Origin of the sequence: Pseudomonas sp. C9-3 (assembly GCF_032392015.1) — a bacterium.
Lineage (GTDB): Bacteria > Pseudomonadota > Gammaproteobacteria > Pseudomonadales > Pseudomonadaceae > Pseudomonas > Pseudomonas nitroreducens.
The window spans coordinates 6,498,089-6,518,805 of record NZ_CP135919.1; the positions used below are offsets into that span (position 1 = coordinate 6,498,089).

The window sequence follows — 20,717 nt, forward strand, 5'->3', positions numbered from 1 at the left end:
TGTAAAGGACGAAAGCGAGAGAAGTTACAGATTTTTTGAAGGGGCTAATCCGCCCCTTTCGTAGGGACTTTCAGTCGGAACCGCCTGCGCTGGTATCCGCGGGATAGACGCTGCGCCACAGCTCGAAGCCGCCATCGAGGCTGTAGACCTCGGAGAAGCCCTGCTGGACGAAATAGGCCGCCGCACTCTGGCTGGAATTGCCGTGGTAGCAGACCACGACCAGCGGCGCGTCCATGTCGGCCTCGCGGATGAAGTCGGCCACCGAGTAGTTGTCGATGTGCCGTGAGCCGCTGATATGGCCCATTGCATAGCTCTGCGGGTCGCGGATGTCGACGACCTGGGCGCCGCTTTCGCGCAGCTGCTGGGCCAGGTCGGGGGCGATGCGCTTGAAGTCGCTCATGGGTAGTACCTCGCAAGGCGCGGAGCCTGTGGCCCCACTGCAATCATTCTGGTTTATCGGCGCAGCTGCACTGGATGCGCTCGAAGGTATCGACGTTCATCAGCGTCATGCTGCCGCCCCACACACAGCCGGTGTCCAGGGCAAACAGGCCGGGGACGTCGCACTGGCCTTCCAGCGCGGCCCAGTGGCCGAAGATGATCTTGCGCCCGGCGGCCTTGCGCTCGGCATAGCTGAACCAGGGCGCGTAGCCCGGCGGCGCGGTGTCCAGGCCTTCCTTGGACTTCAGGTCGAGCTTGCCGTCCGGGGTGCAGAAGCGCATGCGCGTGAAATAGTTGGTGATCACCCGCAGTCGCGCTATGCCGTTGAGCTTCTTGTCCCACTTGGCCGGCTCGTTGCCGTACATGCCATCGAGGAACATCGGCAGCTGAGTGTCGTCGCGCAGCGCGGCTTCGACTTCGGCGGCGCGCTGCAGGGCCTTGTCGATGTCCCACTGCGGCGGGATGCCGGCGTGTACGAGGGTGATGTCGCGAGCGGCGTCGTGATGGACCAGCGGCATCTGCCGCAGCCATTCGATCAGTTGTGCGCAATCCGGCGCCTCGACGATCTCGCGCAGGGTGTCGTTCTTCTTCAGGCGCTCGGCGTTGTAGGCCACGGCGATCAGGTGCAGGTCATGGTTGCCCAGCACGCAGACCAGCGATTCGCGCATGCCATGGAGGAAACGCAGGGTTTCCAGTGACGCGGGGCCGCGATTGACCAGGTCGCCGACCAGCCAGAGCTTGTCCTGGGCGGGGTCGAACTTCACCTGATCCAGCAGGCACTTGAGCGGTTCCAGGCAGCCCTGCAGGTCGCCTACGGCATAGGTGGCCATCAGTGCAGCGCCCCGGGGACGGCGAGGCGGAACGCCGGGATCTCGGCATCGAAGTGGTGGCCGTCGGTCGCGACCATCTGGTAGCTGCCGTGCATGCTGCCGACCTTGGTCGCCATCACGGTGCCGCTGGTGTAGGTGTGGCTGGCGCCCGGCTCGATGAGCGGTTTTTCGCCAACGACGCCGGCGCCGCGCACTTCCTGCACGTGGCCATCGCCGTCGGTGATGATCCAGTGGCGGGTCAGCAGCTTGGCAGCCAGCTCGCCGTGGTTGTGGATGGTCACGGTGTAGGCGAACACGTAGCGCTGCTGCTCCGGCTGCGATTGCTCGGGCAGGTGGCGGGTGGTGACGCTGACGCTGACCTGATAGCGGGGATCGCTCATGCGCTCGGTCCTTGCTCGGCTTCCGGGTTGGTTTCGCTGTAGCGGTTAGCCAGGCTGACGAAGTCGGCGACGCTCAGTTGCTCCGGGCGCAGGGTCGGGTCGACGCCGGCGGCTTCGATATCCTCGACGCTCATCAGCGTACGCAGGGTGTTGCGCAGGGTCTTGCGGCGCTGGTTGAAGGCTTCGCGGACGATGCGTTCCAGCACGCGGTGATCCTTGGCCGGATGGGGCGGTTCAGCGTAGGGCACCAGCCGGACGATGGCCGACTCGACCTTGGGCGGCGGGTTGAACGCGCCGGGGCCGACGGTGAACAGGTAATCCACCCGGCAGAAGTACTGCACCATGATCGACAGGCGGCCCCAGTCGCCGTTGCCCGGCTCGGCAGCCAGGCGCTCCACCACTTCCTTCTGCAGCATGAAGTGCATGTCCTGGATGAGCGAGGCATGGTCCAGGAGATGGAAGATCAGTGGGGTGGAGATGTTGTAGGGCAGGTTGCCGACCACGCGCAGCTTGTCCTCGGGGGAGGCGATCAGGCTGGAGAAGTCGAACTTCATCGCATCGCCCTGGTGCAGGCTGAAGTTGGGCTTGAGGCCGAAGCGCCATTTCAGTTGCGGGATCAGGTCCAGGTCCAGCTCGATTACGTCGAGCTTCGCGCCGCTGTCCACCAGGCCTTCGGTCAGGGCGCCCTGGCCTGGGCCGATTTCCAGCAGGTGCTGGCCTTCCTTGGCGGCGATGGCGCGGAGGATCTTGTGGATCACCCCGGCGTCGTGCAGGAAGTTCTGCCCAAAGCGTTTACGGGCGCGGTGCTGGAAGAGTTCGGACATCGAAGGCTCCGGAGAGCAGCCGGACGCCTGAGGCGCCGGCTGGAGGCGGAAAAACCATCAGTTTACCAGTCCGCGACGGCCAGCACGAAACGCTGGCCGAACGGAATGCTGCTGATCAGCCTCTCGCGGCGCCGGCTTCGGCCATCTGGTAGGCGGTTTCCAGGGCAACCTGCAGGCTGCCGCTGTCGATCCGACCGGTGCCGGCGAGGTCCAAGGCTGTGCCATGGTCCACCGAGGTGCGGATGATCGGCAGGCCCAGGGTCACGTTTACCGCTGCGCCGAAGCCCTTGTACTTGAGTACCGGCAGGCCCTGGTCGTGGTACATGGCCAATACCGCGTCGCAGTGCTCCAGGTGCTTGGGCGTGAACAGCGTGTCGGCCGGCAGCGGGCCGATCAGCTGCATGCCCTCGGTGCGCAGGCGCTCCAGGGTTGGTTCGATCACGTCGATCTCTTCGTGGCCGAGGTGGCCGCCTTCGCCTGCGTGGGGGTTCAGGCCGCAGACCAGAATGCGCGGGTTGGCCAGGCCGAACTTGTCGCGGAGGTCGGCATGCAGGATGCGGGTGACGCGCTCCAGGCGATCCGGGGTAATGGCATCGGCGATCTGTCGCAGCGGCAGGTGCGTGGTCACCAGGGCAACGCGCAGGCCGCGGGTGGCGAGCATCATCACTACCTGGGCGGTGTGGGTGAGATCGGCGAGAAACTCGGTATGGCCGGAGAAGGCGATGCCGGCTTCGTTGATGACGCCCTTGTGCACGGGGGCGGTGATCATCCCGGCGAAATGTCCGTCCAGGCAGCCTTGGCCGGCGCGGGTGAGGGTCTCCAGCACATAGGCGGCGTTGGCCTGGTTCAGCTTGCCCGGTTCGACCGGCGCTGCCAGTGGAGTGTCCCAGACATAAAGGCTGCCGGCCGGAGCAGCGACATCGGGCCAGTGGCCGGGACCGACTTCCTGCAGGTCGATGTTCAGCCCCAGCAGCGCGGCACGCTCTGCCAGCAGTTCACGACTGGCGACGGCAACCAGTGGATGCGGTTGAATTTCGCGGGCCAGCAGCAGGCAGAGGTCGGGACCGATGCCGGCGGGCTCGCCGGGAGTGAGGGCGAAAAGGTGGGAAGTGCTCATGGATGACTCTCGAATCAGGATTTACCGCGGATGTTCCTACTCTACGACGAAGCTTCCTGCAGGCAAAAAGAAACCCGGCCATGGCCGGGTTTCTTCGTAACGACTCGCGCTGCTTACTGCTTGATCTCGACGTAGGCTTCGTCGCGGATCTGGCGCAGCCAGGCCTGCAGTTCCTCGTCGTACTTGCGTGCGCGGAGGGTCTGGGCGGCTTGTTGCTCGCGGAACTTGTCGCTGCTGTCGGTGGCGCGACGGCCGAGGACTTCCAGCACGTGCCAGCCGAACGGCGAGCGGAACGGCTTGGTGACCTGGCCTTGCGGCGCATTGTTCATCACGTCGCGGAATTCCGGTACCAGGGATTCCGGGTCGACCCAGTTGAGGTCGCCGCCGTTGAGCTTGGAGCCCGGGTCTTCGGAGAATTTCTTCGCCAGGTCGCTGAAGCTCTCGCCGGCCTGGATGCGCTCGTAGAGCTTCTCGGCCAGGCGCTGGGTTTCTTCTTCGCTGCGAATCTCGCTGGGCTTGAGCAGGATATGGCGGACGTGGACTTCGTCACGCAGCATCTTGCTGCCACCGCGCTTCTCTTCCAGCTTGATGATGATGAAACCGCCCGGGGTGCGGACCGGCTCGGTCACGTCGCCCACGGCCAGGGTGCCAATCATGCTGTCGAACGGCGAGGGCAGCTGGGCGGCCTTGCGCCAGCCGATCTCGCCGCCTTCCAGGGCGTTGTCGCCGGCCGAGCGGGATACCGCCAGCTGGCCGAAGTCCGCGCCCTGCTTGAGCTGCTGGTACATTTCCTGAGCCTGGCGAGCTGCGGCCTGCACCGTCTCGGGCGAAGCGCTGTCGGGCACCGGAATCAGGATGTTGGCCAGGCGGTATTCTTCCGAGAGCTGGATCTTGCCGAGGTCGGAGGCCAGGAAGTTCTGCACTTCCTGCTCGCTGACCTGGATGCGCTCGGCCACACGGCGCTGGCGCACACGGCTGATGATCATCTCGCGGCGCACCTGCTCGCGGGCCTCGTCGTACGACAGGCCGTCGTGGGCGAGGGCAGCACGGAATTGATCCAGGCTCATGTTGTTGCGCTGGGCAATGGTGCCCATGGCCTGGTTCAGCTCTTCATCGGTAATGCGCACGCCGGAGCGGTCGCCGATCTGCAGCTGGATGTTCTCGATGATCAGGCGCTCGAGCACCTGCTGGGTCAGCACATGCTCGGGCGGCAGCGGCGCGCCGCGCTTCTGGATGGTTGCACGGACTTCGCGCAGGCGCTGGTCCAGCTGGCTCTGCATCACTACGTCGTTGTCGACGATGGCGACCACACGGTCCAACGGAACCACTTCGGCGTGCACGACGGAACTTGCCAACAGCGCGCCCAACATCAGCGGGCGCAGGGCCTTACATAGAATTGTCTTCACGTTGACGATAACCCTGGATACCTTGGTCGAGGAAGCCTTCCACCTGGTTGCCAACCACGCCGCCAAGGCCTTTCAAGATGATTTGAAGGAATACGCCGTGGTCGGCTTTGGACGTCGAGGTGATGTACTCGTCATCGTCGTAGTCGACCCAGTAGCGGTTGATCAGGCGCAGTTTCCAGCAGCAGCTGTCGTACTCGAAGCCACCGAAGGCTTCCAGCGTGCGGCTCTTGTTGTAGTCGAACTGCCAGCGGCCGATGGCGGCCCATTGTGGCAGTACCGGCCAGATGAACGAGAAATCGTGTTGTTCGATCTTGTACTCGTCACTGCCGTATTCGAACTGGCCGGTGTTCGGGTTGAAGCGCTTGCTGTCGGCGCGATAACGGTAGCCGGCGTTCAGCACCTTGCGAGGATCGGCTTCAGGCTGATAGTGGAACATCAGGTTGCCGTTGTCGGTGTGGTGCGTATTCGGGTTCCAGTTGAAGTCCGAGCTGGCGAACCAGTCATGGTTGAAGCGATAGATGCCGGTGAGTGCGTAGGGCGAGCGCCAGGTATCGGCGTCCGGGTTCTTCGCACCGCTGGCGCGCAGATCGTCTTCTGTCAGGCCGGGTAACTGAACACGGCGATCGCTGAAGTAGTAGATCTGGCCGGCAGCGACATAGGCGCGCTCGAAGCCATCATCCTCGATGAAGCGCGAGCCCAGGCCGAGGGAGAGCTGGTTGGCATCGCCAATGCGGTCGCGGCCGGTGAAGCGATTTTCACGCCACAGCGAGTCGTAGCTGAAGGTGAACTCGCCGGTGTCGAAGGTCGGCAGGTTGTCCTGGTCCTTGTACGGCACGTACAGGTACATTGCGCGCGGTTCCAGGGTCTGGCGGAACTTGGTGCCGCCAAAGGTGGTGTCGCGATCGAAGTAAAGGCCGCTGTCGAGCTTGGCCAGGCCGAGGGAGCGGTCCGGGCTGCTGTCGTAGTCGAGGTAGGACGGCAGGGTAGCCTTGCCTTTGCTGTCCAGGTCCAGGTCGTACTTGGTGTACATGGCCTTGACCGTCGGAGTCATGAAGCCCCAGCTGCGGTTCATCGGCAGGCTGATGCCCGGCTCGGCATGGAAGCGGTCACCGGTGGCTCGAGCCAGGCCCTGGATATTGGTATCAGGGCGGGCGTAGAGATTCGGGTCGTCTTCGTTCCGGCGGTAGAAGCCTTCATCCAGGTCGCGATCGAAGCGCACGGCCTCGGTGCTGTAGGTGAAGTTCAGACCACCCGGATTGAACGGCAGCTTGCCGTCCAGGGTGAGTTGCGGCAGGCGATCGTACGGGGTGACGTCGGTCACGGTCGCCAGCTGGTAGGACTGAGCATTCAGGCGAGCGGTATAGCTGTCGCCGCGATAGGTCAGGCTGCCCTGCTGGTTGACGTAAGTCGGCGAGCCGATACCCAGCGAGGTATCCAGGTCCTGGAAGTAGTACGGGTCGCTGATGCGGGTGTAATCCACCTGCGCCAGCCAGCGAGAGTCCAGGCCGCTGGTGTTTTTCCAGCCATACAGCCAACGGGTGTCGGTGTACTGCGGGAAGTCTTCGCGGTCGTCATTCTTGTCGTTCAGGTAGGCGGCGTTGACCTGGCCTTCACTGCTGTGGGTCAGGTAGCGGAACTCGCCTTCCATCAGCAGGCCGCGCTTGACCATGTAGTGCGGGTACAACGTGGCGTCGTAGTTGGGCGCCAGGTTGAAGTAGTACGGCGTGGTCAGCGTGAAGCCGGTATCGCTGGAGGTCGCGAACGATGGCGCTAGGAAGCCGGACTGACGACGGTTGTCGATCGGGAAATAGATGTACGGGGTGTAGAAGACCGGAATGTCCTTCACCCGCAGGGTCGCGTTGGTCGCGGTGCCGAAACCGGTGGCCGGGTTCAGCTTGATGTTGTTGCCCTTCATGACCCAGGCGTTGCTGCCCGGCTCGCAGCGGGTATAGGTACCGTCCTTGAGCTGGATGATCGCGTCTTCCTGGCGCTTGGCGTACAGCGCGCTGCCGCGGATCTGCGCCTGGTGCATGACGTATTCGGCGTTGTCGATCTTCGCCGCGCCGTTGTCCAGTTGCAGCTCGGCGTGGTCGCCGACGATCAGCGCACCGTTGTCGCGCAGCTTCACGTTGCCGACCAGCTCGCCGCGGTTCTCGGCCTGGTGCAGGTTGGCCTCGTCGGCCTCGACCTGCATGCTGCCCTGACGCAGGACCACGTTACCCGCGAGGGTGGCGATCTGCTTTTCCTGCTCGTAGCGGGAAACCTTCGCCGAGACGTAGGTCGGGGCCTCGTCGTTCGGCGTCTTGTCGTTCATGCCTGGACGTACCGGCTCGACGTAGGCGCCGCTGCAGTACGGACCCATTTCGGCCTGTTGTGCAGCGGTGAGCTTGTCGCGGGGGATCCAGTCGAGGTGGCTGTAGTCGCTGCTGCGCGACTTCAGGCCGCGGCCGCCGGATTCGGTGACCAGTTGTTTCGGCTCTTCGCCAGCGGCGCTGCTCGAGCTGCCCGAGGACTTCGAGCTGCTCGCGGCCGTGCCGCCAGCGCTGACGGAGGTGGCCCCATGCTGTGGGCGCGGTACTGTGCTGGCGCTGTTCTGCGAGGAGCAGTCCCAGGCGCCGGATGCGGAGGGCTGGCAGGCGAACTGCTCGCCGGGCGCCGCGGTCACAGTGGCGAGCGGTTGGATAGCCAGCAGGCCACCGGTCACCAGTAAGGGGAATTTTCTACGGAACACGGGGAAATTCACTGCCATCTTGTTAATCCGGGCTTCCTGCGAGCCTTCAGCCCAAAACGGGCCGCACGCCTATCGATGGGCTCAAAAAGATGCTGGATAATAAAGCATGACCCGCGCAACGGCTAGCGCCGTGGAGAACCCCGAAAAATGACCGAGGATGCTCGTTACCAGCAGATGATCCGCTGGTTGGACTTGAGTTTGCCCGCTGTGTTCAACGTGCAAGGCTGGGGGCAGGTGCCCGAGGCCAGCCTCACCGCGGCCAGCAGCGACGCCAGTTTCCGCCGTTATTTCCGCTGGCAGGGAGCCGGCCGCAGCCTGATCGTGATGGATGCGCCGCCACCCCAGGAAGACTGCCGTCCGTTCATCAAGGTCGCCGGCCTGCTGGCCGAGGCCGGCGTGCACGTTCCGAAGATTCTGGCCCAGGATGTCGAGCAGGGCTTCCTGTTGCTCGATGATCTGGGGCGGCAGACCTACCTTGATGTACTCACTGCGCAGAATGCCGAGGAGCTGTTCGAGAATGCCCTGGATGCCCTGGTGGCCTTCCAGCAGGTGGATGTGGTCGAGCGCCTGCCTGCCTACGACGAAGCCCTGTTGCGCCGCGAACTGCAGCTGTTCCCCGACTGGTACCTGCAGCGCCATCTGGGCGTGACGCTGGAGGGCGAACAGCTCGCTCGCTGGGAGCGCACCTGCGACCTGCTGGTGCGCAGCGCCCTGGCACAGCCCCGTGTGCTCGTGCACCGCGACTACATGCCGCGCAACCTGATGCTCAGCGAGCCGAACCCCGGCATCCTCGATTTCCAGGATGCGGTCTACGGTCCGGTGACCTATGACGTGACCTGCCTTTATAAGGATGCCTTCCTCAGTTGGCCGGAACCGCGGGTCCACGACGGCCTGTCGCGCTACTGGCGCAAGGCCCAGGCGGCCTGTATTCCGCTGCCGGAGAACTTCGAGACCTTCTTCCGCGCGAGCGACCTGATGGGCGCCCAGCGTCACCTGAAGGTGATCGGCATCTTCGCGCGCATCTGCCATCGCGATGGCAAGCCTCGCTACCTCGGCGATGTGCCGCGTTTCTTCCGCTACCTGGAAAGCGTCATCGCGCGCCGGCCGGAACTGGCCGACCTTGCTGCGCTGCTGGCCGACCTGCCCGAAGACGAGACGCATCCCGCATGAAGGCCATGATTCTCGCCGCAGGCAAGGGTGAACGCCTGCGCCCGCTGACCCTGCACACGCCCAAGCCGCTGGTGCGCGCTGGCGGCGTGCCGCTCATCGAGTACCAGTTGCAGGCGCTGCGCCAGGCTGGCTTCGATCAGTTGGTGATCAACCACGCCTGGCTTGGCCAGCAGATCGAAGACCACCTGGGCGATGGCTCGGCCTTTGGCGTGAGCATCCGCTATTCGCCCGAGGGCGAGCCGCTGGAAACCGGCGGCGGCATCTTCAAGGCACTGCCGCTGCTGGGGGACGACGCCTTCGTCATCGCCAACGGTGACATCTGGACCGACTTCGATTACGCAAGCCTGCACGGCGCGTTGGCCGAGGGCGACCTGGCGCATCTGGTGCTGGTGGATAATCCCGGCCACCACGCTCGGGGTGATTTCTGCCTGCGTGACGGCCGCGTCAGCGACTACCGGGAAGGTCAGCCGAGCCTGACCTACAGCGGCATCGCCATCCTCCGCCCGCAACTGTTCGACGGCTGCCAGCCCGGCGCGTTCAAGTTGGCGCCGTTGCTGCGCCAAGCGATGGAGGCGGGGCGTGTGAGTGGCGTGCACCATCGTGGCCGCTGGATCGATGTCGGCACCCACGAGCGGCTGGCAGACGTCGAACGCCAGTTGGCGGGGGGCTGAAGTGTTCTGGCCAGGTACCCTGGTGGGTGTCATCGCCGGATGGGCGTTGGTGAGCATTCCGGGCGCCATGCTTGGTGCGTTGCTCGGCCAGGTGCTCGACCGGCGCTTGAAGCAGCGCACTTGGCGGGGCTTGCTGGAGCAGTTGCGCGGCGGCCCTCGGGTAGGCGACCAGGAACTGCTCTTCCTGCTGCTCGGCAGACTGGCCAAGAGCCGCGGCCGTGTGGTCGATGCGCACATCCAGCAGGCGCGTTCCGAAATGCAGCGCCTGCAGCTGGATGACAAGTCCCGTCGCCAGGCCATCGATGCTTTCGGTCGCGGTAAGCTGGGCGGTGAATTGCTGGACGTCGGCCTGCGCCAGCGCCATGGCCAGGAGGCGACTGCCGAAGGGCTACTCCAGGCCTGTTGGCGAATGGCCTGGGCGAGCGGCACGCCGAACGCTGCGCAGAAGAACCTGCTGCTGCAGTGGGGCGATTCACTGGGGCTTTCTCGCTCCAGGGTATTGGCGATGTCGTCCGGTGCCGAGCCACCCAAGCCGCCGGCTAATCCGCGCGAATCCTATACCGGAGCGCTGCGATTGCTGGGCGTGACGGCAGAGAGTGAGCCGGAGGAGATCAAGCGCGCCTACCGCAAGCTGATCAGCCAGAACCACCCGGACAAGCTCGAAGGCATGGGTGCCAGCCCCGAGCGGATTGCTGCGGCGACCAACAGGACCCGCGAGATCCAGGCAGCCTACCTGCTGGTGCGCCAGCGTCGCGGCTTCCGCTGACTCAGGGCTGCTCGATCGGCTCCAGATGCATCGACAGCCAGCCGCGGATGCGCCGGTAAAGCTGTTCCTGCTCGGTGCCCAGGTCGGCTGGCAGCGCGTTCATGCCGATCTGCACATAGTTGGGGGCTTTCTGCCGCTTGCTGGCTTGCAGGCGCAGCTTGGCTGCCGCTACATCGGTTGCCTTGTCCTTGTAGTAGAAATCGCCGGTGGCGAGGTTCAGCAAGGGGACGGTCTCGTCCAGCGATGGTTTGAAGTCGCGCGGCATCTCCGGCGCCACCAGCAGCAGGTTCTTGATGTCCGCTGGTGCGCGCTCGCCCAGGTAGCGAGTGGCCCAATAGGCGCCGGTACCATGACCAAGCAGGACGATGGTTTTGGGTTTGTGCTGCTGCGCCAACTCGACCGCCGCCTGGATGCGCGCCAGCACCCGTTCGGCGTGGGCCTTGCGCAGCTCCACCGGGTCGGTGGGCGGCGGCGGGGCTTCCGGGCTGGCCTGGGCCGGTTCCGCACTGCCGGTCTCGGCAGTGCTTTCCGGAGTCGGCGTCGCGCTGCCTTGGCTGCCTTTCACTTCCGGTTTGCTCGCGCTATCGGCAGCGCTGGCGTCGGTGTCGGCGCTGGCCTTGTCGGGCGATTCCTTCGGGCGCGGTATCGGCGCGGTGCTCTGTGGATCGGGTAGGGTGACGGCCAGGGTCTGCCAGCCGGCATCGGGCAGCTTGCGCCGCAGCGGTCCGATCGCCACCGGCCAGTCGGCGCTTTCGCCATCGCCGGGGATGAGGATGACGGCGCCTTCGGCATCGGCGGTATTGGCCGGCAGCCAGAGGGCAAGGAAGGTTTCGTCGCTGGCCTTGAGTTCCTGGCGCTCGCTTTCGGGTAACTGGCGCACCAGGCCGTTGGCTTCGTCCTGGCTGCGCTCGCTCACCGCCTGGCGCACCACCGGTGCCGTGGTCGATTTTGCGTCGGTGGCGGGCTTGGCGTCCTCGGCCTGACTGGCGCCCAGCGGTGACAGGCCGAGGGACAGGCAAAGGGCGAGAAGCGTCGGTCGAGACAATTGCGGCATCGGTGATATCCCAGTCTGGCGGGCAGCACGCGGCGGGGCGCGAGTGCGGCCAGCCTAGCGGCTTGTATTAGCTTTGTCAGGCGCAGGCGTGCCGGGTTCAACCGGGGTTGCGGTAAGGTATGCCGGCCCTTTGCTTTGACCCGAGTGAAATCCATGGTGTTGTCGGCATGAGTCGTGTGTTCTGGAAAGCCTGCCTGGCGTGGTTCCTGTGCCTGCCGCTGCTGGCCATGGCGGAAACCGCCGTGCCGCCACTGGCGCTGGACGTAGCGCAGCGCGCCTGGCTTGCAGAGCATCCGCAACTGCGCGTGGGCGCCGTACTGGAGGCGCCCTATGTGCAGCAGGATCGCCGGCTGCAGCAGCTCTCCGGGGCCAACGTGGAATTGCTGGAATGGCTGGCCAAGGCCATGGGTGTCAGCCTCGAGTGGCGTACCTACCCGGACCAGGTCGCGTTGGAACGAGCCGTGCACAGCGGCGAAATCGACCTGGCGCCCGGCGTCAGCCAGACGCCCTCGACCCTTCGCGACTGGCTGTTTTCCGACCCCTACCTGCGCGTGCCGCGGCTGGTGGTGGGCGACCGCCGCAGCGGCACGTCAGTGGAGCTGGACAGCCTGCGCGAGGGCGAATCGGTGTCTGTGCGAGGGCCCGGCCCGGTGGTGGATTACCTCCGCAGCACCTATTCGGGCCTGACCCTGCAGATCGTCGATAGCGACCGCGAAGTGCTGCGGAAGGTGCTGGGCCGCGAGGCCAATTACGCAGTGATCGACGAGGCGCAACTGGCGCGGCTGACCCGCGAAACAGAATTTACCGGCCTCTGGGTGGTGGCCGATATCGGCTATCCACAATTGCTGCGCGTGGCGACACGGCGCGGCTTGCCGGAATTGGCCGGGATCATCGACGCGGCCCTGCGCGCGGTGCCGGCCAAGGACCTCGACCAGCTGCACGAACGCTGGCTGCAACCGACCTACCCGCGCCTGGGGTCTTCCCCCGGCTTCTGGCAGAACCTCTGCATCCTGCTCGGCCTGCTGCTGCTGTTCGCCGTTGCCGCACTGCTCTGGCTGCGCCGGCAGCACCGCGCATTGGAGTCGCGCCTGCTGGCGGCGCGCCGCGACATCGAACTGCGGCAGGCTGCCGAGCAGGCGTTGCGCCTGACCCAGTTCGCCATCGACAGCAGCACCGTCGGCATCCTCTGGGTCAACTGGGATAGCCATGTGCGCTACGCCAACCGCGCCGCCGAGGAGCTGCTCGGTTATGCCGCGGGCGCCGTGGTGGACCGGCCGCTGGCGGACTTCGAGCCGACGCTGAACATGGACCGCTGGCTCAACCTCTGGCGCCGCGCGCGCAACGCCGACGAAGCTCCGCTGAGCTTCGAAACCCGCTGCCTGCGCGCCGACGGCCAATGGCTGCCGGCCGACGTCTCGCTGAGCTTCCTGCGCTTCGGTGATTCGGAGTACCTGCTGGTCTTCCTCAGCGACGTCACCGAACGCCGCCGCGCCCGCGCCGCGCTGGAAGAGAGCGAGGCGCGTCTGCAGGGCATCGCCGCCAACGTGCCGGGGCTGGTGTTCCGCCTGGAGCCCAACGCGCCGGACGACGACTCCGATTTTGCTTACATCAGCTTCATCACCGGCGGCAGCGAAACCTCGCTGGGCTACTCGCCCGGTTACCTGCGTGAGAGCGGCCTGGGCATCATGGGCCTGGTGCATCCGTCCGAGCGCGAGGGCTATCTCGCCAGCCAGCTGGAAGCGGTGGCAGGCCAGCGCAACTGGCTGTGGCAGGGCCGCATCCTCACCCGCAGCAACGAGCCGCGCTGGGTCGACATCAAGGCGACGGTGCGGACCCTGGACGACGGTCGGTCGGCCTGGGACGGCGTGGTCTGGGACATCACCGAGCACAAGCAGATCGAGCTCGAACTGCAGGATTCCCGCGGGCAACTGCGCGAGCTGTCGGCGCACCTGGAGAGCGTGCGGGAGGAGGAGAAGGCGCGCATCGCCCGCGAGGTGCACGATGAATTGGGCCAGGTGCTCACCGTGCTGAAGCTGGAAACCTCGATGTGCGAACTGGCCTATGGCGAGCTGGACGCGGGGCTGCGCGAGCGCCTGGACAACATGAAGCGTCTTATCGCCCAGTTGTTCCAGCTGGTGCGCGATGTGGCCACCGCGTTGCGCCCGCCGATCCTCGATGCCGGCATCGGTTCGGCGGTGGAGTGGCAGGCGCGCCGCTTCGAATCGCGCACGCAGATTCCCTGCCTGGTGGAGGTGCCGGAGAACCCGCCGGAGCTGTCCGACGCCAAGGCCATCGGCCTGTTCCGCATCCTCCAGGAGGCGCTGACCAATGTGATGCGCCATGCCCAGGCGCATACTGTGGAACTGCAGTTGAGCGTCGAGGGCAGCGAGCTGTGCCTGCGCATCGCCGATGACGGCGTGGGCTTCGATCCGCAGGCCACGCGCCAGGGTGTTTCCTTCGGCCTGGTGGGCATGCGCGAGCGGGTGCTGATGTTCGGCGGCACCCTGCAGATCGACAGCCAGCCTGGGGAGGGCACCACGCTGTGGATCCGGGTGCCTCTGCGCTCCCGAAGCGCTTAATCGGGCGACAACGGCATCGGCAACGATAACGACAATGACAATGACAAGTGCGAAGCGGGAGGAAGGGCAGTGATTCGAGTGCTGGTGGCGGAAGACCATACGATCGTGCGCGAGGGCATCAAGCAACTGATCGGCATGGCCAAGGACCTGCAAGTGGTCGGCGAGGCCACCAATGGCGAGCAACTGCTCGAGAACCTGCGCCAGACCCCCTGCGAAGTGGTCCTGCTGGATATCTCGATGCCTGGCGTCAATGGCCTGGAGGCCATCCCGCGTATCCGTGCGTTGAATAATCCGCCGGCGATCCTGATGTTGTCGATGCACGACGAGGTGCAGATGGTCGCCCGCGCACTGAAGGTCGGCGCCGCTGGCTACGCCACCAAGGACAGCGACCCGGCGCTGCTGCTCACGGCGATCCGCAAGGTCGCCAGCGGTGGCCGCTACATCGACCCGGACCTCGCCGACCGCATGGTCTTCGAAGTCGGCCTCACCGATTCGCGTCCACCCCACGCACTGCTCTCCGAGCGTGAATTCTCGGTGTTCGAGCGCCTGGTTCACGGCGAAGGCGTCAACGAGATCGCCCAACAACTGGCGGTCAGCAGCAAGACCATCAGCACCCACAAGGCGCGGCTGATGCAGAAACTCAATGCCAACTCGGTGGCCGATCTGGTGCGCTACGCCATGGAGCACAAGCTCGTCTGACCGACCCGTGCCGCCGGTTTGATCTGCGGCAGATGGCTCGCTGAATTTTCCCTTCACTCTGTGCGACGTGTCCGATTTCTGTAACAAACCGTCTATCTAGCGGGCGTGAGGCAGGGAATGATTGCCCGCTTCATGCGGTACGTCGTGATAACAAGGAGAAGAAGATGTTGCGAGCGGTAAGGGGAGGGCTGCTGTTCGGCCTGCTGGGGAGCGCTGCGATGCCGGCGCTGGCGGACTACGTCACGGTGATTTCCTTCGGTGGCGCCAACAAGGAAGCCCAGGAGGCAGCCTTCTACAAACCGTTCAAGGAAGTGACCGGCAACGCCGTCGTCCACGGCTCCTACAACGGCGACCTGGCCAAGCTCAAGCGCATGGTGGAAATCAGCCACGTGTCCTGGGACGTGGTGGAAGTCGAGGCTCCCGAACTCGCGCGCGGCTGCGAGGAAGGGCTGTTCATGAAGCTTGACCCGAAGACCCTGGGCAACACCGCCGATTTCGTTCCCGGCGCGGTGCAGCCGTGCGGCGTTGGCATCTTCGTCTGGACCACGCTGCTGGCCTACAACCAGAACAAGCTGCAGGGCACGCCCAGCAGTTGGGCGGATTTCTGGGACACGAAGAAATTCCCCGGCAAGCGCGGCCTGCGCTGGGGCGCGAAGTACAGCCTGGAATTCGCCCTGATGGCCGATGGTGTCGCGCCCAGGGACGTCTACAAGGTGCTCGCCACCAATGACGGCGTCGATCGCGCCTTCCGCAAGCTCGACGAACTGAAGCCGAACATCAACTGGTGGAAATCCGGCCAGGACCCGGTGCGCGATCTCGCCGACGGCACCGTGGCGATGAGCTCCGCCTATAACGGCCGGATCGCCGCCGCGCAGGGCGAGCAGAAGGGCTTCCGCATGGTCTGGGCCGGCGGTATCTACGACTTCGATTTCTGGGCGCTGCCCTCGGGCGTGTTCAAGAAGGAACTGGCCGAGCAATTCGTCAACTTCGCCGGCCAGCCGCAACAGCAGAAGGCCTTCGCCGAAAACATTTCCTACGGCCCGACCAACCGCAAGGCGGTGGAGCTGCTGGCGCCGGATGTGGCGGCGAACCTGCCGACCGCGCCGCAGAACATCGCCAATGCCGTCGGCATGGACGTGGCGTTCTGGGCCGAGCACGGCGATGCGCTGGAGAAGCGCTTCCAGACCTGGGCCAAGCGCTGATCCGCGGACTGCCGACCAGCTATTGGTCGGCAGTCGGTTTCCCTGTTTTTTGTAGGGCGATCCCTACAAAGCATCCTCTCTAAGCCTTATAGCAATCTCTCATACCGCCCGATTTGCGCGCCGGTCCAGCTTCTCTAGGCTTGAGATCAACGGCATTTACAAAAAAACAAAGGTGCGGTGATGGCCGAGAATCAGGCAAACGATGTGCTGGTGAGTTTCCGTGGCGTGCAGAAGAGCTACGACGGCGAATCCCTCATCGTGAAGGACCTCAATCTGGACATTCGCAAAGGCGAATTCCTGACACTGCTGGGGCCGTCCGGTTCCGGCAAGACCACCAGCCTGATGATGCTGGCCGGTTTCGAAACTCCTACCGCCGGTGAAATTCAGCTCGCCGGCCGCGCCATCAACAACGTCCCCCCGCACAAGCGCGACATCGGCATGGTGTTCCAGAACTATGCGCTGTTCCCGCACATGACGGTGGCCGAGAACCTGGCCTTCCCGCTCTCCGTGCGCGGCATGAGCAAGACCGATGTCAGCGAGCGCGTGAAGCGTGCGCTGTCGATGGTCCAGCTCGACACCTTCGCCGGCCGTTATCCCGCCCAGCTCTCCGGTGGCCAGCAGCAGCGTGTGGCCCTGGCCCGCGCGCTGGTCTTCGAGCCGCAACTGGTGCTGATGGACGAACCCCTGGGTGCGCTGGATAAACAGCTGCGTGAACACATGCAGATGGAGATCAAGCACATCCACCAGCGCCTCGGCGTGACCGTGGTCTACGTGACCCACGACCAGGGCGAAGCCCTAACCATGTCCGACCGCGTGGCCGTGTTCCACCAGGGCGAGATCCAGCAGATCGCTCCGCCGGCCGAGCTCTACGAGCACCCGCGCAACTCCTTCGTCGCCAACTTCATTGGCGAGAACAACCGCATCGCCGGCCAGCTCCAGGCCCGCGATGGCGACCGCTGCACCGTTGGCCTGGCCCGTGGCGAGAAGGTCGAGGCGCTGGCGGTCAACGTCGGCAATGTCGGTGACACCGTCAGCCTGTCGATCCGCCCCGAGCGCGTGCGCCTCAACGGCCACAGTGAAAACTGCGTAAACCGCTTCTCCGGCCGTGTCGCCGAATTCATCTACCTGGGCGACCACGTGCGCATTCGCCTGGAGGTCTGCGGTCGTACCGATTTCTTCGTCAAACAGCCGATCGCCGAGCTCGATCCCGCGCTCAGTGTTGGCGACGTGGTTCCGCTGGGCTGGGAAGTAGAGCACGTCCGCGCGCTCGACCCACTGTCCGCGGCGTAACGAAAGCGGACCGGCCACTCCCGGACGCATCCAAGAAAAACAAACTGCACACTGTGGAGACAACAATAATGTCGAAGTCCTTGAAAGCATCGGGGCTCAAACTCGCAGCGCTGACTCTGGGCGTGGCCTTTGCGGCCCAGTCCATGGCCGCCACCGACCTGACCGTGGTGTCCTTCGGCGGCGCCAACAAGAACGCCCAGGTGAAGGCGTTCTACGAGCCCTACGAAAAATCCACCGGCAACAAGATCGTCGCCGGCGAATACAACGGCGAGATGGCCAAGGTGAAGGCCATGGTCGACACCAACAGCGTCTCCTGGGACCTGGTGGAAGTCGAATCGCCGGAACTGGCCCGCGGCTGTGACGAAGGCCTGTTCGAAGAAATCGACCCGGCCATCCTCGGCAAGGCCGAAGACTACGTGCCGGGCGCCGTCAGCAACTGCGGCGTCGGCTTCTTCGTCTGGTCGACCGTACTGGCCTACAACGCCGACAAGCTGAAGAGCGCGCCGACCAGCTGGGCCGATTTCTGGGACACCCAGAAATTCCCGGGCAAGCGCGGCCTGCGCAAGGGCGCCAAGTACACCCTGGAATTCGCCCTGATGGCCGACGGCGTCGCGCCCAAGGACGTCTACAAGGTGCTGGCCACCAAAGAAGGCCAGGACCGCGCCTTCAAGAAACTCGACCAGATCAAGCCGAACATCCAGTGGTGGGAAGCCGGCGCCCAGCCGCCGCAGTACCTCGCCTCCGGTGACGTGGTCATGAGCTCTGCCTACAACGGCCGCATCGCCGCCGTGCAGAAAGAGAGCAACCTGAAGATCGTCTGGAACGGCGGCATCTACGACTTCGACGCCTGGGCCATCCCCAAAGGCGCCAAGAAGAAGGACGAGAGCCTGAAGTTCATCGCTTTCTCGGTCCAGCCCGAGCAGCAGAAGACCTACTCCGAGAACATCGCCTACGGCCCGGTCAACAAGAACGCCGTACCGCTGCTGAGCAAGGACCTGCTGAAAGACATGCCGACCACCCCGGAAAACATGCAGGGCCAGGTGGGCATGGACGTGACCTTCTGGGCTGACTACGGCGAGCAGCTGGAACAGCGCTTCAACGCCTGGGCTGCCAAGTAAGCAGCCGTCCCTTGCCGTCGCGGCTGCCCGAGCCGCGACGGACCGGAGCCGCCGTTCCCCCTCGCGGCGGTTCCTCCTGACACCACACCTTGGCCGCTCCCGGGCGGCCTGTTTTACCGGAGTTCGCTATGGCCACCGCTGTGTCTCTGAACGAGGTCGCCGGCCCCACCCTCAAGCAGCGCCTGGCGCGCGCGGAGCGGATGAACCGTCTGAAGTCCCAGGCGCTGGTGCTGCCCCTGCTGGTCTTCCTGCTGCTGACCTTCCTGGTGCCCATCGCGGCGCTGCTCTACAAGAGCGTGAACAACCCCGAGGTCGTCGGCGCGATGCCGCTGACCGTCAACGCCATTTCCGAATGGGACGGCAAGTCGCTGCCCTCGGACGCGGTGTACAAGGCGCTGAGCGAAGACCTGGTCGCCGCGCGCAAGAACCAGACCATCGGTGACCTCTCCAAGCGCCTGAACATGGAACTGGCCGGCTACCGCAGCCTGCTGTCCAAGACCGCCCGCGCGCTGCCGTTCAAGGAGCAGCCGGCGTCGTACAAGGATGCGATGGAAGCTCTCGACGAGCGCTGGGGTGACCCGGCCTACTGGCAGGCGATCCGCCGCAATGCCAGCTCCGTCACGCCTTATTACCTGCTGGCGGCACTCGATCACCGCATTGACGACCTGGGCGAGATCGCCCGCGCCACGCCTGACCAGTCGATCTACCTGGACATCTTCGCCCGCACCTTCTGGATGGGCGCGGTGATCACCCTGATCTGCCTGGCGCTGGCCTACCCGCTGGCCTACCTGCTGGCGATCCTGCCGACCCGCAAGTCCAACCTGCTGATGATCATGGTGCTGCTGCCGTTCTGGACCTCGATCCTGGTGCGCGTTGCTGCGTGGATCGTGCTGCTGCAGTCGGGCGGCCTGATCAACGGCGCGCTGTTGAAGATGGGCCTGATCGACCAGCCGCTGCAGCTCGTGTTCAACCGCACCGGCGTGTACATCTCCATGGTGCACATCATGCTGCCGTTCATGATCCTGCCGATCTACAGCGTGATGAAGGGCATTTCCCCGAGCTACATGCGCGCCGCGATTTCCCTGGGCTGCCACCCGTTCGCCAGCTTCTGGAAGGTCTACTTCCCGCAGACCGTGGCCGGTGTCGGCGCCGGTTGCCTGCTGGTGTTCATCCTGTCGATCGGCTACTACATCACCCCGGCGCTGCTGGGCAGCCCGAACGACCAGATGGTCAGCTACTTCGTCGCCTTCTACACCAACACCACCATCAACTGGGGCATGGCCACGGCCCTGGGCGGCCTGCTGCTGTTCGCCACCCTGGTGCTCTACGTGATCTATGGCTGGCTGGTGGGCGCGAGCCGCCTGCGCCTGGGCTGATGGAGCCTGTTCAAGACCTTGCCGAACGCAGCTCAGGCAAGGCGAGAACAGGCGAGAAAGCGCAGTTTACGCGCTGTAAATGAGCATTTTGAGCCTGTTCTCAACGCCGCATGAGCAAGTGCAGGCTGGTATTGAGCAGGCTCCGAGGAGAACAAGAAGATGCTGAGTCCTTACATGTCCCCGGTCGAGCGCGTGTGGTTCTACACCCTGCGCATCCTCTGCGGCCTGATCCTGCTGTTCCTGGTGCTGCCGGTACTGGTTATCGTGCCGCTGTCGTTCAACTCCGGCACCTTCCTGGTCTACCCGCTGCAGGGTTTCTCCCTGCGCTGGTATGCCGACTTCTTCAACTCCGCCGAGTGGATGCGCGCGCTGACCAACAGCATCATCGTCGCCCCGGCGGCCACCGTGCTGGCCATGGTCTTCGGCACCCTGGCGTCGATCGGCCTGACCCGTGGCGACTTCCGCGGCAAGGCGCTGATCATGAGCCTGGTGATTTCGCCGATGGTCGTGCCGGTGGTGATCATCGGCGTGGCGAGCTACCTGTTCTTCGCGCCGCTGGGCCTGGGCAACAGCTATATCTCGCTGATCATCGTCCACGCGGTGCTCGGTGTGCCCTTCGTCATCATCACCGTGTCGGCGACCCTGCAGGGCTTCAACTACAACCTGGTGCGTGCCGCCGCGAGCCTGGGCGCGCCGCCGGTGCTGACCTTCTTCAAGGTCACCCTGCCGCTGATCGCTCCCGGCGTGATTTCCGGTGCGCTGTTCGCCTTCGCCACGTCCTTCGATGAAGTCGTGGTGACCCTGTTCCTTGCCGGCCCCGAGCAGGCCACCCTGCCGCGCCAGATGTTCAGCGGCATCCGCGAGAACCTCAGCCCGACCATCGCCGCCGCGGCGACCCTGCTGATCGGTTTCTCCGTCCTGCTCCTGCTGACCCTCGAGTGGCTGCGCGGCCGCAGCGAGAAACTGCGTACCGCCCCGACTTCCTGAGTTCACAGTGTTTCGCGGACGTTCCCGTCGCCGTGCTCACCCACGGCGGCGGGACCGGTCCGCGATTTTTTTTGCCTGA

Annotated in this window: 18 protein-coding genes; 10 read left to right on the top strand and 8 right to left on the bottom strand. The window is 64.8% G+C overall.

The window, feature by feature from the left end; genetic code table 11:
* Positions 1–70: 70 nt before the first annotated feature.
* From glpE to RS899_RS29835, 7 genes are all read right to left on the bottom strand, one after another.
* Positions 71–400, bottom strand: coding sequence for a thiosulfate sulfurtransferase GlpE (gene glpE / locus RS899_RS29805; protein WP_205338803.1), 330 nt, complete (start codon positions 398–400; stop codon positions 71–73).
* Between the two features lie 43 nt (positions 401–443).
* Positions 444–1,268 carry a symmetrical bis(5'-nucleosyl)-tetraphosphatase gene (locus tag RS899_RS29810; RefSeq protein ID WP_054908026.1) on the bottom strand — a complete coding sequence of 275 codons (825 nt, stop codon included), beginning with the start codon at positions 1,266–1,268 and terminating at the stop codon, positions 444–446.
* Positions 1,268–1,648: a Co2+/Mg2+ efflux protein ApaG gene (gene apaG, locus RS899_RS29815; protein ID WP_054908027.1), complete on the bottom strand. Its 381-nt coding sequence runs from the start codon at positions 1,646–1,648 to the stop codon at positions 1,268–1,270. The genes RS899_RS29810 and apaG overlap by 1 nt, the downstream gene beginning before the upstream one ends.
* Positions 1,645–2,472, bottom strand: coding sequence for a 16S rRNA (adenine(1518)-N(6)/adenine(1519)-N(6))-dimethyltransferase RsmA (gene rsmA / locus RS899_RS29820; RefSeq protein WP_054908028.1), 828 nt, complete (start codon positions 2,470–2,472; stop codon positions 1,645–1,647). Before rsmA ends, apaG begins: the two co-directional genes overlap by 4 nt.
* A gap of 115 nt (positions 2,473–2,587) precedes the next feature.
* Positions 2,588–3,589 carry a 4-hydroxythreonine-4-phosphate dehydrogenase PdxA gene (pdxA, locus tag RS899_RS29825; RefSeq protein ID WP_315808715.1) on the bottom strand — a complete coding sequence of 334 codons (1,002 nt, stop codon included), beginning with the start codon at positions 3,587–3,589 and terminating at the stop codon, positions 2,588–2,590.
* Between the two features lie 113 nt (positions 3,590–3,702).
* The gene (locus RS899_RS29830; RefSeq protein WP_233297127.1) at positions 3,703–4,995 is read right to left on the bottom strand and encodes a peptidylprolyl isomerase; all 1,293 of its coding nucleotides are present in this window, start codon (positions 4,993–4,995) and stop codon (positions 3,703–3,705) included.
* Entirely contained in the window at positions 4,976–7,744 is a 2,769-nt protein-coding gene (locus tag RS899_RS29835; RefSeq protein ID WP_233297128.1) for an LPS-assembly protein LptD, read from the bottom strand. Before RS899_RS29835 ends, RS899_RS29830 begins: the two co-directional genes overlap by 20 nt.
* A 129-nt stretch (positions 7,745–7,873) precedes the next feature.
* On the opposite strand from RS899_RS29835, the gene RS899_RS29840 reads away from it, so the two are divergent.
* The 3 genes from RS899_RS29840 to RS899_RS29850 are packed head-to-tail and all read left to right on the top strand — an operon-like array spanning position 7,874 to position 10,333.
* Positions 7,874–8,896, top strand: a complete 1,023-nt coding sequence (locus RS899_RS29840; RefSeq protein WP_233297129.1) for an aminoglycoside phosphotransferase family protein — start codon at positions 7,874–7,876, stop codon at positions 8,894–8,896.
* Positions 8,893–9,567 carry an N-acetylmuramate alpha-1-phosphate uridylyltransferase MurU gene (gene murU / locus RS899_RS29845; RefSeq protein WP_233297130.1) on the top strand — a complete coding sequence of 225 codons (675 nt, stop codon included), beginning with the start codon at positions 8,893–8,895 and terminating at the stop codon, positions 9,565–9,567. The genes RS899_RS29840 and murU overlap by 4 nt, the downstream gene beginning before the upstream one ends.
* A 1-nt stretch (position 9,568) precedes the next feature.
* Positions 9,569–10,333 (top strand): DnaJ domain-containing protein, encoded by a 765-nt coding sequence (locus RS899_RS29850; RefSeq protein WP_315808716.1) that lies wholly within the window; start codon positions 9,569–9,571, stop codon positions 10,331–10,333.
* Position 10,334: 1 nt separating this feature from the next.
* On the opposite strand, the gene RS899_RS29855 is transcribed toward RS899_RS29850, so the two are convergent.
* On the bottom strand, positions 10,335–11,387 hold the full coding sequence (locus tag RS899_RS29855; protein ID WP_315808717.1) for an alpha/beta hydrolase family protein: 1,053 nt from the start codon (positions 11,385–11,387) through the stop codon (positions 10,335–10,337).
* A 167-nt stretch (positions 11,388–11,554) separates the two neighbouring features.
* On the opposite strand from RS899_RS29855, the gene RS899_RS29860 reads away from it, so the two are divergent.
* From RS899_RS29860 to RS899_RS29890, 7 genes are all read left to right on the top strand, one after another.
* Positions 11,555–13,966 (top strand): PAS domain-containing sensor histidine kinase, encoded by a 2,412-nt coding sequence (locus RS899_RS29860; RefSeq protein ID WP_409978034.1) that lies wholly within the window; start codon positions 11,555–11,557, stop codon positions 13,964–13,966.
* A 69-nt stretch (positions 13,967–14,035) separates the two neighbouring features.
* Complete coding sequence (locus RS899_RS29865) at positions 14,036–14,665, top strand: response regulator (protein WP_024763597.1); 630 nt, start codon at positions 14,036–14,038, stop codon at positions 14,663–14,665.
* Between the two features lie 164 nt (positions 14,666–14,829).
* On the top strand, positions 14,830–15,867 hold the full coding sequence (locus tag RS899_RS29870; protein ID WP_315808718.1) for an ABC transporter substrate-binding protein: 1,038 nt from the start codon (positions 14,830–14,832) through the stop codon (positions 15,865–15,867).
* Positions 15,868–16,047: 180 nt separating this feature from the next.
* A complete protein-coding gene (locus RS899_RS29875; RefSeq protein ID WP_024763595.1) occupies positions 16,048–17,157 on the top strand; it encodes an ABC transporter ATP-binding protein in 1,110 nt (369 codons plus the stop codon).
* Between the two features lie 68 nt (positions 17,158–17,225).
* On the top strand, positions 17,226–18,275 hold the full coding sequence (locus RS899_RS29880; RefSeq protein WP_024763594.1) for an ABC transporter substrate-binding protein: 1,050 nt from the start codon (positions 17,226–17,228) through the stop codon (positions 18,273–18,275).
* Positions 18,276–18,403: 128 nt separating this feature from the next.
* Positions 18,404–19,651, top strand: coding sequence for an ABC transporter permease (locus RS899_RS29885; RefSeq protein ID WP_054908040.1), 1,248 nt, complete (start codon positions 18,404–18,406; stop codon positions 19,649–19,651).
* Between the two features lie 159 nt (positions 19,652–19,810).
* On the top strand, positions 19,811–20,638 hold the full coding sequence (locus tag RS899_RS29890) for an ABC transporter permease (protein ID WP_054908041.1): 828 nt from the start codon (positions 19,811–19,813) through the stop codon (positions 20,636–20,638).
* Positions 20,639–20,717: the final 79 nt, after the last annotated feature.